Origin of the sequence: Dactylosporangium sp. NPDC006015 (assembly GCF_040614215.1) — a bacterium.
GTDB lineage: Bacteria > Actinomycetota > Actinomycetes > Mycobacteriales > Micromonosporaceae > Dactylosporangium > Dactylosporangium maewongense.
Genome location: NZ_JBEXUD010000024.1, coordinates 15,608 through 30,738 on the forward strand (window position 1 = coordinate 15,608; position 15,131 = coordinate 30,738).

The 15,131-nt window shown below is 72.5% G+C and carries 14 protein-coding genes; 9 read left to right on the forward strand and 5 right to left on the reverse strand.

The window, feature by feature from the left end; translation table 11 throughout:
- Positions 1 to 1,052 precede the first annotated feature (1,052 nt).
- The 5 genes from pth (at position 1,053) to cysN (ending at position 6,866) form a co-directional block, all read left to right on the forward strand.
- Positions 1,053 to 1,643: an aminoacyl-tRNA hydrolase gene (gene pth, locus ABZ321_RS34150; protein WP_344504023.1), complete on the forward strand. Its 591-nt coding sequence runs from the start codon at positions 1,053 to 1,055 to the stop codon at positions 1,641 to 1,643.
- Between the two features lie 134 nt (positions 1,644 to 1,777).
- Complete coding sequence (locus tag ABZ321_RS34155; protein ID WP_354899065.1) at positions 1,778 to 3,808, forward strand: sugar transferase; 2,031 nt, start codon at positions 1,778 to 1,780, stop codon at positions 3,806 to 3,808.
- A complete protein-coding gene (locus tag ABZ321_RS34160) occupies positions 3,808 to 4,647 on the forward strand; it encodes a 3'(2'),5'-bisphosphate nucleotidase CysQ (RefSeq protein ID WP_344503864.1) in 840 nt (279 codons plus the stop codon). The genes ABZ321_RS34155 and ABZ321_RS34160 overlap by 1 nt, the downstream gene beginning before the upstream one ends.
- Positions 4,648 to 4,666: 19 nt before the next feature.
- Positions 4,667 to 5,575 (forward strand): sulfate adenylyltransferase subunit CysD, encoded by a 909-nt coding sequence (cysD, locus tag ABZ321_RS34165; protein WP_344503863.1) that lies wholly within the window; start codon positions 4,667 to 4,669, stop codon positions 5,573 to 5,575.
- A 1-nt stretch (position 5,576) separates the two neighbouring features.
- Positions 5,577 to 6,866: a sulfate adenylyltransferase subunit CysN gene (gene cysN / locus ABZ321_RS34170; protein ID WP_344503862.1), complete on the forward strand. Its 1,290-nt coding sequence runs from the start codon at positions 5,577 to 5,579 to the stop codon at positions 6,864 to 6,866.
- Positions 6,867 to 6,874: 8 nt separating this feature from the next.
- Here cysN and ABZ321_RS34175 read toward each other — a convergent pair whose 3' ends face one another.
- Complete coding sequence (locus ABZ321_RS34175; RefSeq protein ID WP_344503861.1) at positions 6,875 to 7,657, reverse strand: hemolysin family protein; 783 nt, start codon at positions 7,655 to 7,657, stop codon at positions 6,875 to 6,877.
- Positions 7,658 to 7,742: 85 nt separating this feature from the next.
- Here ABZ321_RS34175 and galE point away from each other — a divergent pair, with 85 nt between their 5' ends.
- The gene (galE, locus tag ABZ321_RS34180; RefSeq protein ID WP_344503860.1) at positions 7,743 to 8,714 is read left to right on the forward strand and encodes a UDP-glucose 4-epimerase GalE; all 972 of its coding nucleotides are present in this window, start codon (positions 7,743 to 7,745) and stop codon (positions 8,712 to 8,714) included.
- A 23-nt stretch (positions 8,715 to 8,737) separates the two neighbouring features.
- Here the strand turns inward: galE and ABZ321_RS34185 are convergent, their stop codons facing one another.
- The 4 genes from ABZ321_RS34185 to ABZ321_RS34200 all read right to left on the reverse strand — a co-directional run bounded on the left by ABZ321_RS34185 (position 8,738) and on the right by ABZ321_RS34200 (position 12,326).
- Positions 8,738 to 9,931 (reverse strand): sialidase family protein, encoded by a 1,194-nt coding sequence (locus tag ABZ321_RS34185; RefSeq protein WP_344503859.1) that lies wholly within the window; start codon positions 9,929 to 9,931, stop codon positions 8,738 to 8,740.
- A complete protein-coding gene (locus ABZ321_RS34190; RefSeq protein WP_354899071.1) occupies positions 9,924 to 10,421 on the reverse strand; it encodes a sigma-70 family RNA polymerase sigma factor in 498 nt (165 codons plus the stop codon). The genes ABZ321_RS34185 and ABZ321_RS34190 overlap by 8 nt, the downstream gene beginning before the upstream one ends.
- A gap of 65 nt (positions 10,422 to 10,486) precedes the next feature.
- On the reverse strand, positions 10,487 to 11,761 hold the full coding sequence (locus tag ABZ321_RS34195) for a sialidase family protein (protein ID WP_354899074.1): 1,275 nt from the start codon (positions 11,759 to 11,761) through the stop codon (positions 10,487 to 10,489).
- Positions 11,751 to 12,326, reverse strand: coding sequence for a sigma-70 family RNA polymerase sigma factor (locus tag ABZ321_RS34200; RefSeq protein WP_344503855.1), 576 nt, complete (start codon positions 12,324 to 12,326; stop codon positions 11,751 to 11,753). Before ABZ321_RS34200 ends, ABZ321_RS34195 begins: the two co-directional genes overlap by 11 nt.
- Positions 12,327 to 12,410: 84 nt before the next feature.
- Here ABZ321_RS34200 and trpS point away from each other — a divergent pair, with 84 nt between their 5' ends.
- Genes trpS through ABZ321_RS34215 form a run of 3 tightly spaced genes read left to right on the forward strand, consistent with a single transcriptional unit; the run spans position 12,411 to position 15,127 of the window.
- Positions 12,411 to 13,442: a tryptophan--tRNA ligase gene (trpS, locus tag ABZ321_RS34205; protein WP_344503854.1), complete on the forward strand. Its 1,032-nt coding sequence runs from the start codon at positions 12,411 to 12,413 to the stop codon at positions 13,440 to 13,442.
- Positions 13,429 to 13,998: a 2'-5' RNA ligase family protein gene (locus ABZ321_RS34210; RefSeq protein WP_344503853.1), complete on the forward strand. Its 570-nt coding sequence runs from the start codon at positions 13,429 to 13,431 to the stop codon at positions 13,996 to 13,998. Before trpS ends, ABZ321_RS34210 begins: the two co-directional genes overlap by 14 nt.
- Before the next feature lie 4 nt (positions 13,999 to 14,002).
- Entirely contained in the window at positions 14,003 to 15,127 is a 1,125-nt protein-coding gene (locus ABZ321_RS34215; protein WP_344503852.1) for a YhjD/YihY/BrkB family envelope integrity protein, read from the forward strand.
- Positions 15,128 to 15,131 lie beyond the last annotated feature (4 nt).

Consider the following 15,131-nt stretch of genomic DNA (forward strand, 5'->3'; position numbering starts at 1 on the left):
CCTGGCCGTGGCTGCGGGATTGGGCGTGACTGCGAGTCCAAGCTGTGGCTGTGGGACTCGGCTGTGGGTGGCTGGCCGTGGACGCTTTCAGCGTTTTCGTGACCGGCAGCCCGCCGTGACCGTGGCTGTGGGTCTGGCTGTGGCTGCACCTGGCGTCGCGACTTGCGTCTCGCGTAGACCTGGCCGTGGCTGCGGGATTGGGCGTGACTGCGAGTCCAAGCTGTGGCTGTGGGACTCGGCTGTGGGTGGCTGGCCGTGGACGCTTTCAGCGTTTCGTGACCGGCAGCCCGCCGTGGCTGTGGGTCTGGCTGTGGCTGCACCTGGCGTCGCGACTTGCGTCTCGCGTAGACCTGGCCGTGGCTGCGGGATTTGGCTGTGGCGACGAGGCCGGGCTGTGGACTGCGGCCGTGGATGGCTGGCTGTGGACGTTTCGCTGCGCATGACTGGCAGCCTGCCGAGACCAGGCTGTGCTGCGAGTCCGGTCGTGGCTGCGGCTTTGGCGTCGACGCATCCGGCGCCTGCGACCGGCGTCTCGGGGAGACTTGGCCGTGGCTGCGGGACCGGGCTGTGGCTGTGGCTGTGGGACTTTGGCGCGTGGGTGGCTGGCTGTGGTCGCTTCCGCCGCCCGTGACTGGCGGCCTGCCGAGACCAGGCTGTGCTGCGGGTCCGGCTCTGGCTGCGGCTTTGGCCGTGGATGCACCCGGCGCTCGCGACGGGGGTCTCGCGGAGGGCCAGTCGTGGCTGCCGGACCGGGCCGTGGCCGCTGCCGGTCGCCACGGCTGGCGGTCCGCCGAGACCTGGCCGTGGCTGCGAGTCGGGCCGTGGGCGCGGCTTGGACGTGGCCGGCGGTCGCGACCGGTGGCTCGCGGGGACCGGGGCGTTGCTGCGAGACTTGGCCGCGGACGCCTCCCGCGCCTGCATCTCGCCGAGCTCGACGTGATGAAGGTAGCAGCGAGGTACGACAGTTCTAGCCGGCCGCTCGACCGGCGCTTCGTGGAGACTCGGGGCTCGGACGCCTGGTGGCGGTCGTGGCCTTGCCGCTGTGAGGGGACCTGATGACGGACACCGCGCCCTGGCTGGTCGTGGGGCTGGGGAACCCCGGCCCGGAGTACGCGCGACACCGGCACAACGTCGGCTTCATGATTGCCGACCTGATCGCGCAGCGGGCGGGGCTGCGGTTCTCGAAGCATCGCCGGGTCGCGGCCGACGTGGCCGAGGGGCGGCTGCGCGTCGGGGGGCCGCGCATCGTGCTGGTGAAGCCGCTGACGTTCATGAACCTGTCGGGCGGGCCGGTGGCCGGCCTCGCGCAGTTCTACAAGGTGCCGGTGGCTCAGGTGATCGCCGTGCACGACGAGCTCGACGTGCCGTACGAGCAGCTGCGGCTCAAGCAGGGCGGTGGGGAGGGCGGCCACAACGGGCTGCGGTCCATGTCGTCCTCGCTCGGCAGCAAGGACTACGTGCGGGTCAGGTTCGGCATCGGCCGGCCGCCCGGGCGGCAGAACCCGGCCGACTTCGTCCTGTCGGACTTCTCCGCGGTCGAGCGCAAGGAGCTGGACTTCTTCGTCGACCGGGCCGCGGACGCGGTGGAGATGGTAATCGAGCGCGGCCTGGAGCCGGCGCAGAACCAGTATCACGCGTCGTAACGGCCTGCCTGTCCATCGTCCGTCCGGTCCGAACCTTCCATGCGGGTCCGTGTGTCGCCGTGACGCATGTCCGAGTTGCACGTTGTACTCCAAGTCGCACCTTTTGCAAAGAAGGCGGACTCAAGGAGGCGTGCGTGGCGGTCGACAGCGGGCGAGCGCGGGATGGCTTCCACCGCCCGGCACATCTCCGCCCCGAGGACCGCCCCGGCGGCCTGCGCCGCGAGGAGCGCACGAACGCGCTGCGCCGCGAGGAGCGCACCGGCGCCGTCCAGCGGCGTGAGCACCGCGCCGGCCTGCGGTGGGAGGAGCGGCCGGGAGGTGCGCGCCAGGAGCGCTCCGGCGGCCTGCGGCGCCCCGAACGCCAGAGCAACGCCCTGCAGTCCACGCCACCGGCCGCGGCGCCGCCACCCGCGGTGGCCAAAGAGCCCGTCCAGCGCACAGAGCCCGTCCAGCGCACAGAACCCGTCCAGCGCACGGAGACCGTCCAGCGCACGGAGACCGTCGAGCGTCAGGTGGTACGGCGCCGGCCCAGCCCCATGGGTGCCACCACTGGCCGCCGCGCCGGGCACCCCGAACGCCTCCCGTCGGCCGCCGCCCGCACAGCCGCCGCCCCCGTGTCGCCGGCCCCCGGCCCACCGGTCCCGCCCGCCCTCGTGTCGGCCCAGCTCGAGGCCGCCGTCGAGGATGCCGTCGGAGGGGCGGCAACGTTCGTACCGGCGACGAAACCGCAGGAAGAGCACCTCGAGCCGGCCAGGACGCCGCGGCACCGGGCCCGCTGGGCGTGGGAGGGGCGTTACCTGCGGACCCTGCTGCTGATCGACTCGGTGATCGGGGTGCTCGCGGGCCTGGTCGCGTTCGAGGTGCGGTTCGGCTCGGTGCTGACGAACTACAACACCCGCTACGCGCTGCTGTCCGCGCTCCTGCCGGTCGCCTTCACCGCCACCCTCGCCGCCAACCGCGCGTACGAGAAGCGGTACCTCTTCGTCGGCACCGACGAATACCAGCGGGTGCTGCGCGCCGGCCTGGGGCTGACCGCCGCGACCATCGTCGGCGCCTACGCCGCGGAGATCCAGATCGCCCGCGGCTGGTTCGCGGTCGCGCTGCCGCTGGTCACGTCGGGCTGCCTGGTGTCGCGGTTCGTGCTGCGGCAGCTGCTGCACCGGGCCCGCAAGACGCGCGGCGCCTGCATGCGGCGGGTCGTGGTGGTCGGGCACGGGCTGGCGGTCGAGGCGATGACCACGCAGCTGTGCCGGGAGCGGTATCACGGGCTGAAGGTCGTCGGGGCCTGCCTCGCCGAGGAGGGCAGCGTGCCGGGCGTGCCGGTGCTGGGCACGTTCGACGAGATCGCCGGTGCGGTGCGCCGGGCCCGGGCCGACACGGTGCTGGTGCTGTCGTGCCCCGAGCTGGACGGGCACGCCCTGCGCCGGCTCGCGTGGCGCCTGGAGCGCGACGACATCGACCTGATCGTGGCCAGCACGCTGATCGACGTGGCCGGCAGCCGGACGACCATCCGGCCCGTCGACGGCCTGCCGATGCTGCACGTCGAGCACCCCACGCTGACCGGCGCGCGGCGCGTGCTGAAGGCGGTCGTCGACCGGGTCGGCGCCGTAGTCCTGCTGGTCGTGCTGAGTCCCCTTCTGGCTGGTCTGGCGCTCGCGGTTCGCGCGGAGTCCAAAGGGCCGGTACTGTTTCGTCAAGTACGGGTTGGAAAAGACGGTCGTGAGTTCGTGATCGTCAAGTTCCGCACCATGCACACGGACGCCGAAGCCCGCCTCGCCGAGCTCCGGCACCTCAACGAAGTCGACGGCGCGCTGTTCAAACTGCGCAACGACCCACGGGTCACCCGCGTCGGACGGTTTCTGCGCAAGTTTTCGCTCGACGAGCTGCCCCAGCTGCTCAATGTGCTCGGAGGCAGCATGTCACTGGTCGGGCCGCGCCCGCCGCTGCCGGAGGAGGTCGCCGTGTATCCGGACGACGCCCGGCGCAGGCTGGCCGTGCGGCCCGGGATGACCGGCCTCTGGCAGGTGTCCGGCCGGTCGGACCTATCGTGGGACGAAGCGGTCCGCCTCGACCTGCAGTATGTGGAGAACTGGTCGCTGTCGCTCGACCTGGTGATCATGCTGCGGACGTTGAGCGCGGTGACCCGAGGGGCTGGAGCGTACTGATGACCGATCTGCCACCCGCCACCGACGGCGGGTTCGCGCGCTGGCTCGCCCAGCGCGCCGGCGACCTGCTGCTGAAACTCCGCGAGGAGATGGGGTACGCCGACCCGGCCGCCCTGCGCAAGGCCGGCGACCGGCAGTCGCACGAGCTGCTGGTGGCGCAGCTGGAGCGCTGGCGCCCCGCCGACGCGGTCCTGTCCGAGGAGGGCGCCGACAGCGCCACCCGGCTGAACGCCGACCGGGTCTGGATCGTCGACCCGCTCGACGGCACCCGCGAGTTCGGTGAGGAGGGCCGCGCCGACTGGGCGGTCCACGTCGCCCTGTGGGGCCGCACGTCCGCGCGGATCACCGAGTACGCCGGCGACGGCACCCCGCAGCCGCAGCGCGCCGCCGGCTGGGGCCGGCTCCTGGCCGGTGCGGTCGCCCTCCCGGCGCAGCACTGCGTGCTCGGCACCGACGCCCCGCCGCCCTTCCCGCCCATGCCGGGCGTGCAGGGCGAGCCGATCCGCCTCGCGGCCAGCCGGACCCGCCCGCCGGCGCTGCTGACCGCGCTCGCGGAGCGGCTGCCGATCGAGCTGGTGCCGATGGGATCCGCCGGCGCGAAGATCGCCGCGGTGATCGACGGCGCCGTCGACGCCTATGTCCACGCCGGCGGTCAGTACGAGTGGGACTCCGCCGCACCGGTCGCTGTGGCGGTCGCCACGGGTCTGCACGCTTCCCGGATCGACGGGACTACGTTGGAATACAACCAGCCCGACCCACGGCTGCCTGACCTGGTGGTGTGTCGGAAGGCACTGGCGCCTCAGCTGCTGGCCGCGATCAGCGCGTCCGTCGCTTCCTAGGGAAAGGTTTCCGCCAACCATGAGCCGCGCGCCCTACCGCGTCTCGCATCTGGACGCTCTCGAGGCCGAGAGCCTGTTCATCATGCGTGAGGTGGTCGCCGAGTTCGAGCGACCGGTCCTGCTGTTCTCCGGCGGCAAGGACTCGATCGTCATGCTCCGCCTCGCGGAGAAGGCGTTCGCGCCCGGCCGGATCCCGTTCCCGGTCATGCACGTCGACACGGGGCACAACTTCCCCGAGGTTCTCGAGTACCGGGACCGCCGCGTCGGCGAGCTCAACGTGCAGCTCATCGTGGCGAGCGTCCAGGAGGCGATCGACAGCGGCCTGGTGCGCGAGTCCGGCGACGGCATGCGCAACCGGATCCAGACGCCGGTCCTGCTGGAGGCCGTCGAGAAGTACCGCTTCGACGCGCTGTTCGGCGGTGCCCGCCGCGACGAGGAGAAGGCCCGCGCCAAGGAGCGCGTCTTCAGCTTCCGCGACGACTTCGGCCAGTGGGACCCGCGCAACCAGCGGCCCGAGCTGTGGGCGCTCTACAACGCCCGCATCGCGCCCGGCGAGTCGATCCGCGTCTTCCCGCTGTCCAACTGGACCGAGCTGGACGTCTGGCACTACATCGCCCGCGAGGGCATCCCGCTGCCCGACATCTACTACTCGCACGACCGCGAGGTCGTCGACCGTAACGGGATGCTCTACGCGATCAACGAGTTCCTGCCGCTGAAGTCCGGCGAGAAGCCGTTCGTGGAGCGGGTCCGTTACCGCACCGTCGGCGACGCCTCCTGCACCGCGGCGGTCCGCAGCGACGCGGACACGATCGACAAGGTGATCGACGAGGTCGCCGCGACCCGCATCACCGAGCGCGGCGCGACCCGCGGCGATGACAAGGTCAGCGAGGCGGCCATGGAAGACCGCAAGCGTGAGGGGTACTTCTAAGATGACCGCGGTTGTTGAGACGCCCGCCCAGCGGCAGATGGACCTGCTGCGGTTCGCGACGGCGGGCTCCGTCGACGACGGCAAGTCGACCCTGATCGGCCGGCTGCTCTACGACTCGAAGGCGATCTTCGAGGACCAGCTGGAGGCGGTCGAGGCGACGTCGCGCTCGCGTGGCGACGAGTACACCAACCTCGCGCTGCTGACCGACGGCCTGCGCGCCGAGCGCGAGCAGGGCATCACGATCGACGTGGCCTACCGGTATTTCGCGACGCCGCGGCGGAAGTTCATCATCGCCGACACGCCGGGGCACATCCAGTACACGCGCAACATGGTCACCGGCGCCTCCACCGCCGACCTGGCGCTGATCCTGGTCGACGCGCGCAAGGGCCTGGTCGAGCAGTCCCGGCGGCACGCCTTCCTGTGCTCGCTGCTGCGCGTGCCGCACCTGGTGCTCTGCGTGAACAAGATGGACCTCGTCGACTACTCGCAGGAGGTCTTCGAGCGGATCGCCGACGAGTTCACGTCGTTCGCGGCGAAGCTCGAGGCGCCCGACCTGACGGTCATCCCGATCTCGGCGCTGCACGGGGACAACCTCGTCAGCCGGTCGGAGAACATGCCGTGGTACGAGGGGCCGTCGCTGCTGCACCACCTGGAGCACGTGCACATCGCCTCGGACCGCAACCTGGTCGACGTGCGGTTCCCGGTGCAGTACGTGATCCGCCCGCAGTCGACCACGGTCGCCGACTACCGCGGCTACGCCGGCCAGGTCGCCTCGGGCGTGCTGAAGCCCGGCGACGAGGTGATGGTCCTGCCGTCCGGCTTCACCACGAAGATCACGCACATCGAGACCGCCGACGGGCCGCTGCAGGAGGCGTACCCGCCGATGTCGGTGACGATCCGGCTCGCGGACGAGATCGACATCGCCCGCGGCGACCTGATCTGCCGGCCGAACAACGCGCCGGCCGTCGCCCAGGACATCGAGGCGATGATCTGCTGGATGGACGAGAGCCGCCCGCTGACCGTCGGCGCCAAGTATTCGATCAAGCACACGACCCGCTCGGCCCGCACCGTGATCCGCGGCCTGCAGTACCGGCTGGACGTGAACACGCTGCACCGCGACGAGTCGGCGACGTCGCTCGGCCTCAACGAGATCGGCCGGGTGAAGCTGCGCACCACGGTGCCGCTGCTCGCCGACCAGTACCGGCGCAACCGCACCACCGGCGGCTTCATCATCATCGACGAGGCCACGAACCGGACCGTCGGCGCCGGCATGATCATCGAGGCCGGCTGAACATCCGCTTACGGTTGGCGCGGGCGGATCACCGACACCCGCGCCACCCGGCGGCCTTCCACCGTCCTGACGTGCAGGTGCCAGCCGTCGTGCCGCACCTCGTCGCCGGAACGGGGCAGCCTCCCGAGACGGGCCATCACGAAGCCCGCCACGGTCTCGTACGGGCCGGTGGGCAGTGTCAGCCCTGTCCGCTCCGCGAGGTCGGCGAGGTTGAGGCGCCCGTCGACCTCGGCGGTCTTCTCTTCAAGAGGCGGCAGGTCGTACTCGTCGTGGATCTCGCCGACGAGCTCCTCGATCAGGTCCTCCAGGGTCACGATGCCCGCGGTCCCGCCGTACTCGTCGATGACGACCGCCAGGTGGTGGCCCTCCCGCCGCATCTCCGACAGCGCCGCCAGGACCCGCTTGCTGGCCGGCAGCCGCTTCACCTCGCGGGTCAGCTCCCGCAGCCGCAGGCAGGGGTCGACCGCGGGCAGCAGGGTCAGGTCGCGCACGTGGACGAAGCCGAGCACGTCGTCCTGGTCGCCGTCGATCACCGGGAACCGGGAGTGCCGGGTGGCCCGCACGACGGTCACCGCCTCGGCGACCGTCAGGCCCGCGTCGAGGAACAGCACCTCGGTCCGCGGCACCATCACCTCACGGACGTGGCCGGTGCCGGTGCCGCCTGCGATCAGCGTGCGCAGCTCCGCCTCGCTGACGTCCGTGGATTCGTCGGCGGTGTGCAGCCGGTGCGCCAAGCGGCTCAGCAGACCCGCCACAGCCTGTCGCAAGGTCCCGGCGCCATGCTGCGACATGCCCGAAATTGTAGGTGCCGGGCACTATGCCGTTCACCTCTGACGTGTAAATTTGTTGGTTCCTGATGACTTTTGGAGGAACGCCGTGAAACTGCTCGTCACCGGGGGCGCCGGCTACATCGGCAGCGTCGTCACCGCACTGCTGCTCGACGCCGGTCACGACGTGACAGTGCTCGACGACCTCTCCACCGGCCACGAGTCGTCGGTGCCGCAGGGCGCCGTCTTCGTCCGCGGCCGGGTCCACGACGCGATCGGCGACGTGCTGACCCGCGACGCCGGATTCGACGGCGTGCTGCACTTCGCCGCGTTCATCGCCGCCGGCGAGAGCGTGCAGAAGCCGGAGAAGTACTGGGAGAACAACACCGTCGGAACGCTGCTGCTGCTGGACGCCATGCGCGCCGCCGGCACCCGCCGCCTCGTCTTCTCCTCCACGGCGAACGTCTACGGCGACCCCGACGTCGTGCCGATCCCGGAGACCGCCGCGGTGCGGCCGCCCAACCCGTACGCCACCTCGAAGCTCGCCGCCGACCACGCGCTCACGGGTGAGGCCGTCGGCCACGGCATCTCCGCGGTCAGCCTGCGCTACTTCAACGTCGCCGGCGCGCTGCGCCGCCCGGACGGCTCGATCATCGGCGAGCGGCACGACCCCGAGACGCACCTGATCCCGATCGCGCTGCAGGTCGCGCTCGGCCGCCGGGAGAAGCTCCAGCTCTTCGGCGACGACTACGACACCCCCGACGGCACCAACATCCGCGACTACATCCACGTCGCCGACCTGGGTGAGGCCCACCTCCTGGCGCTCGCGACCATGGACGGCCCCGGCCACCGCGTGTACAACCTGGGCAACGGCACCGGCTTCTCCAACCGGCAGGTCGTCGACGTGGTCCGCGAGGTCACCGGCCACCCGATCCCGGTCGAGATGGCGCCCCGCCGCCCGGGCGACCCGGAGCGGCTCGTCGCCGCCTCCGACAAGGCGAAGCGGGAGCTGTCCTGGACGCCGCGGCACACCGAGCTGTCGACGATGGTCCAGGACGCCTGGGACCTCATCCGGGGCTGACAGGGCTCTATCCAGGGCGGGCGCTACTGGGCGTCGAGCTTCTGCCAGGTGGTGCCGTCGACCGAGTACGCGGTGTAGATCGTGGACATCTCGTAGGCGACCCAGCCGGTCTGCGTCCGGGACAGCCGCTTCGTCGGGTGCAGGCCCTGGACCCGCTGCCAGGTGGCGCCGCGGTCGGTGGAGACGAGCCAGTGGCTGTCGCCGTCGACGATGACGAGGCGGCCGTCCAGCAGCGGGACCAGGTCGCCGCCGATGGTGGTCGCCGTGAGCGGGCGGGGCTGGCCGAAGCCGGCGCCGCCGTCGGAGGACGCGGCGACGCCCAGCAGCGTGGGCGGGGTGGTGGTGGGGTCCGTCAGTGCCGCGTAGACGTCCCGGCCGAGGAACGACACCTGGGCCGTGCCGCCGCCGGGGAACGTCGTCGGCTTCCACGTGACGCCCCCGTCGCGGGACACCGCCACCGCCGGGTGGCCGCCGTCCGCCCCGCCGACCCACCAGGAGCCGTCGCCCGCGCGTACGGGAGCGACCCACGCCAACCCGAGCGGCGGCTGGGCGGGCGGCTGCACCAGCGTGGTGCCGTCGTGCAGCAGCGCCATGAGCCGCCCGTCGCGCAGGACCAAGCGGGCGTCGCCGGGCAGTGCGTCGACGGTGGTGGCCGGTTGGGAGTCGGTGTCCCAGTCGGCCCCGTCGGTGCTGCTGGCCCGGGCGCCGTCCGCGCCGAGCAGGGTGATCCGCGACCCGGTGACCACCAGCGACGGCAGCGCGCCGCGCGGGGGCGAGCGGAAGGCGCCGGGTGCCTGGGCGGTGCTCCACGTCCGGCCGCCGTCGAGGGTGGCGTTGACCCACGCGGTACAGGCGGCGGCGCAGTCGACCGTGAGCAGGAACCCACGGTCGGCGTCGATGAACTCGGCGTCCTGGATCTTCCCGGGGAGGTCCCGGGGGAGGGCGGGCAGCCCGTTGATCGTGATCCCGCCGCCCGTGTAGACGGCGCCGGGCGCGGCGGACGGCGAGGCGGCCACCTGCGGCGGTGGCGCCTCGCGCGGGATCAGGCGCGGGACCAGGAACGACGCGGCGACGAGCAGCCCCAGGGCGACCGCCCCCACCTGGGCGGCGCGCCGGCGGCGGCGCAGGACGCGGGCCCGGGCGGTGATCGCGGCCAGCGGCGGCTGCGTGAAGTCGAGCCGCTGGGCGCGGAGCAGGGTCTCCAGCTCGTCAGGCATGACGCACCTCCGTGGGCGCATAGCCGGGCAGCCGCTCGGCGAGGGCGGCCCGCCCCCGCGACAGCCGCGACTTGACGGTCCCGCCGGGCACGCCGAGCGTGGCCGAGATCTCCTCGACGCTGAGGTCGGCGTAGTAGTGCAGCACGATGACCTCCCGGTACGTGCGGGGAATGGCGTCGAGGGCGTCGGTCAGGTCGGTGCGCTCGGGCGAGGGGCCGGCCTCCACGTGCCGCTGGACGGCGCGCTCGCGGAGCATGATCAGGTCGAGCAGCTTCCGCCGGCGCCAGCGGCGGCGGACGACGTTGACCGCCACGGTGCGCAGCCACGCCTCGGGGTTGTCGATGCCGGTGAAGCCGCCGGGCCGGGCGGCGGCGCGGGCGAACGCCTCCTGGACCACGTCCTGCGCCTCGGTGAGGTCGGTCGTGAACGCGTAGAGCTGCGTCACCAGCCGCCGGTAGCAGGCGTGGTAGACCCCCTCGAGCTCGCTCACACCGGCCACGATCCCCGGCCGCCTCCTTCGGTTCCCGGGAATTCCACTTTTCCGGGAACCCGCGGTCAGTCCGGCAGGACGGTCGCCGACAGCGTGGCGGACTGCCAGTTGCGGCCGTCCAGGGAGAGCCTGGGCGGGTCGCCGAGCGAGGCGTAGCCGTTGTCGAGCGCGTCGAGCGGGCCGCCGGGGCCGGCGACGATCTCGAAGTGCTCCCCGTCGAGGCTCTGCAGGTAGGCGATCTCGGAGTCGCCCTGGACCCACAGCACCAGCGAGCGGTCGAGGCGCGCCAGCACGCCGAAGGCGCGGCCGTTGAGCGCGCCGTCGTTGTTCAGCGGCGCCGGCAGCTCGATCTTGGTGGTCACCTCCTGCCAGGTGTGGCCGCCGTCGCGGGTACGGAAGTGCCGGATCCCCTTGCTGTAGCGGATGAACGCGTGGGCGGTGACGCCGTCGAGCGTGACGAGCGTCGGCGCGTCGATGCCCGTGGGCGCGGGGAGCGTGACGGCCTGCCAGTGCCGGCCCTGGTCGGTGCTGACCGCGACAGCGGGCGCGCCGGAGTGGATGTCCGCACCGGTGACCCACCAGCCGGCCGCGACCGGCACGTCGCCCACCAGGGACCGGCGGGCCATCGGCGGCTGGTCGACGAGCAGGCTCAGCCCCCCGGTGTCCTGCCGGACGCCGAAGAGGTCGCCGTACTGGGCGAGCTGGAGCGCCCGGTCGGCGGGTCCGAGAGCCTCGCGGGTCTCGGGCCCGATGACCGGCGTGGCGGGCTTGTCGTCGAGGCGGAACTTCACGCTGGTGCGGGAGCCGCCGCTGACCTCGCCGCTGAGCATGAACGTCTGCGGGGAGATCCGGGCCAGCTCGATGTGGTCGAGCTTGTCCAGCGGGCTCTGCCGCAGCGCGTCCATCAGGAACGGGCCGCGCCGCTGCGCGGACCCGTCCCGCAGCACGACCACCTGGAGGTTGCACCGGCGGGCCTGGGGCACCTCGACGCAGACGTCCACGGCGGCGACCACGCCGTCGGGCAGGTCGCCGGCGGCCGCCCGGATCGTCCGGGTCGACTCGAACGTGCCGCTCGCCGGCGCCGACGCCGACGGCTGCGGGCTCCAGGGGTCGCCGATGTCCGGGTTGGGGCCGAGGGCGGCCGGCGTGGGGCGGCCGAACACGCCGGCCAGGGCGACGGGCGCGAACACGGCGAGCGTGCCGACCAGGGCGCCGGCGACGGCCATCCGGTCGCGCATGCGGACCCGTCCGGCCCGGCGGGACAGCAGGCTGAAGTCGGGCATCCACGTCGCCGACTCGATCTGCGCGCGGAGGGTGCGGAAGTCCAGGTCAGGGCGCATCGCGCACCTCCTGGACGTCCCGCTGGGGCAGGACCGCGGGGCGGCGGCGCGGGCCGGCGGCGTCGGGGTCGGCGTCGCTGAGCAGGGCGGCGAGCATGGCGCGGCCCCGCGACAGGCGGGCCTTCACCGTGCCGACGGGCACGCCCAGGGCGTCGGCGACCTCGTGCACGGACATGTCGGCCAGGTGGTGCAGCACGATCGTCTCGCGCGTCGCCTGCGACAGCTGCTGCAGGGCGGCGACGAGCGCCACCCGGTTGGGGTCGACGCCGGGCACGCTTTCCACCGGACGGGCGACACGGCCGCTGCGGACCAGGGTGTCGAACAGCCGGCGGCGCCGCCAGCGGGTCCGGGCCAGATTCATCGCGACGGTGCGTAACCACGCCTCCGGGTCGGCGACGTCGAGGAACTGCCGCGGGCGGGCCAGGGCGCGCGCGTAGGCCTCCTGGACCAGGTCCTGGGCCTCGGCGTGGTCGCCGGTGAGCGCGTAGAGGGCGGCGACCAGCCGCCGGTAATGCGCCTCGTACGCGTCACGGACGGCCTCGCGTGCCTCGAGCTCTTCACCCACCCCGTCACCCCCTCACCGTTGAAGACCGCTATGACTCGCTCCCGGTTGCGCCACCGCTGTGGTGGTGCTGACAGAATGACGCGCATGTCGCCGTCCGTCAGCACCGACCGTCCTCGGGTGCTCTCCGGGATCCAGCCCACCGCCGACTCGTTCCATCTGGGCAACTATCTCGGCGCGTTGCGTAACTGGGTGGCGATGCAGGACACGCACGACACCTTCTACTGCGTCGTCGACCTGCACGCGATCACCGCCGGCCACGACCCGGCGCTGCTGCGCAAGCGGACCCGGGTGAGCGCGGCGCAGCTGCTGGCCGTCGGGCTCGACCCCGACCGGTGCACCCTCTTCGTGCAGAGCCAGGTGCCGGAGCACGCGCAGCTCGGCTGGGTGATGGGCTGCATCACCGGCTTCGGCGAGGCCAGCCGGATGACGCAGTTCAAGGACAAGTCGCAGAAGCAGGGCGCCGACCGCTCCAGCGTCGGGCTGTTCACCTACCCGATCCTGCAGGCCGCCGACATCCTGCTCTACCAGGCCGACGCGGTGCCGGTCGGCGAGGACCAGCGCCAGCACCTGGAGCTGACCCGCGACCTGGCCCAGCGGTTCAACACCACCTTCGGCAAGACGTTCACCGTGCCGGCGCCGTACATCATCAAGGACACGGCGAAGATCACCGACCTGCAGGAGCCGACCGCGAAGATGTCGAAGTCGGCGTCGACCGCGGCCGGCCTGGTCGAGCTGCTCGAGGACCCGGCGAAGGCGGCGAAGAAGATCAAGTCGGCGGTCACCGACACCGGCCGCGAGATCATCTTCGACCAGGCCGCGAAGCCCGGCATCGCCAACCTGCTGACGATCTACTCGGCGCTGACCGGCCGGAGCATCGACGACCTGGTCGCCGCCTACGACGGCAAGGGCTACGGCGACCTCAAGAAGGACCTCGCCGAGGTCGTGGTGGAGTTCCTGCGCCCGATCCAGCAGCGCACCAACGCCTACCTGGAGGACCCGGCGCAGCTGGACAAGCTGCTCGCGATCGGCGCCGAGAAGGCCCGCTCGGTCGCCGCTGCCACCCTCGGCACGGTCTACGACCGGATCGGGTTCCTCGCACCGGGTGCTGCGCACTGACGTGGCTCGCGAGCAGACCACCATCGGCGTCGCGATCGACCTTCCCGACCCGTGGGGCAGCGAGCTGACCGCCGCCCGGCTCGCCGCGGGCGACCCCGCCGCGGCGCACGTGCCCGCGCACGTGACCCTGCTCGGCCCCACCGTCGTGGCCGCCGCCGACCTGCCCGCGATCGACCGGCACCTCACGGAGGTCGCGGGGCGGCACGCGGCGTTCACCGTGCGGCTGCGCGGGACCGGCACGTTCCGCCCGCTGACGCAGGTCGTCTTCGTGGCGGTCGCCGCCGGCATCGGCGAGTGCGAGCGGCTGCACGAGGCGGTGCAGGCGGCGACCGAGATCGAGGCGGCGGCGTCGTACCCGTACCACCCGCACGTGACGGTCGCGCACAACGTGGCGCCGGAGCGGCTCGACGCGGCCTTCGCCGACCTCGCCGGCTACGAGGCGGTCTTCGACGTGGACGGGTTCGCGCTCTTCGAGCACGACGAGAGCGGTCGATGGCAGCCGTACGCGCAGTACCGCCTGTCGCCGCGCCGGTCCGCGGTCGATCAGCGACGATAGAGAGGTGGGCCTGCTGGACCGGCTGGAGGCCGGCTTCGACAAGGCGGTGGCCGGGGGCCGCCGGCGCTCCCGCGCGTTCGACCACGTGTGGCGGGCCCAGGAGCGCTACTTCGACGTCGACGCGGCCCGCCTCGCCGCCGCGACCGCCTACTACGGCTTCTTCGCCGTCTTCGCGATGGTCGTGGTGGCCTTCTTCATCCTCGGCCGGGTGCTCGGCGGCAACGAGGCCGTCGTCGCCAGGGTCCAGGCCTACCTGGCGGTCAACCTGCCGCAGCTGCACTCCGACCAGATCTTCGCCGGCAGCCAGCAGATCGGGCTGATCGCGATGATCGGCCTGATCATCGCCGGCGTCGGCTGGGTGGAGAACCTGCGCTCGTCGCAGCGCGCCCTGTGGCACCTGCAGGAGCATCCCGGCAACTACTTCGTGCGCTGGCTCGTCGACCTCGCCGTCCTGGTGGCGCTCGGCCTGCTGCTGATCGTGTCGATCGGCATCTTCGCCGGCGTCCAGGAGCTGCTGTACTGGCTGGCCGGCGACTTCGAGCAGGACCCCGTCCGGGTGGCGCTGCGGGGCACGTCGACGCTGCTGTCCGGCATCGTGGACCTGGTGCTGGGCATGGCGCTGCTGGCCGGCGTGCCGCGGCTGCGGATGTCGCTGCGCCGGCTGCTGCCCTCGGCGGCGCTCTTCGCGGTCGGGCTCGGCCTGCTCAAGACGCTGGGGAAGCTCTACATCACCCGGATCGAGGACAACCCGGCCTACCAGCTGGTCGCCGGCACGATCGGGCTGCTGCTCTACATGTACCTGCTGCACCAGCTGCTGCTCTTCGCCGCGGCCCTGGCCGCCACCGACACGCACGGGCGTGCCAAGGACCTGGCCGGCGGCGCGCCGCGCAGCGACGTGCAGGCGGCGCTGCGGGCGGCCGAGCTGGTCGAGCAGGCCGCGGAGACCACCCAGCGGGTCGCCGCCGAGGTGCGCGCCGACCACCCGCCGCTGGCCGGCGCCGCGGATCCGGAGCCCTCCGCCGCCGGCACCGCCGCCGATCCCCAGTCGGTCGCGGTCGCCGCCGACATGGCGCGCCGGATCGCCCCGTCCGGCGGTTCAGCGCCACCGGAGCCGCGCGACGCGTCATGATGGG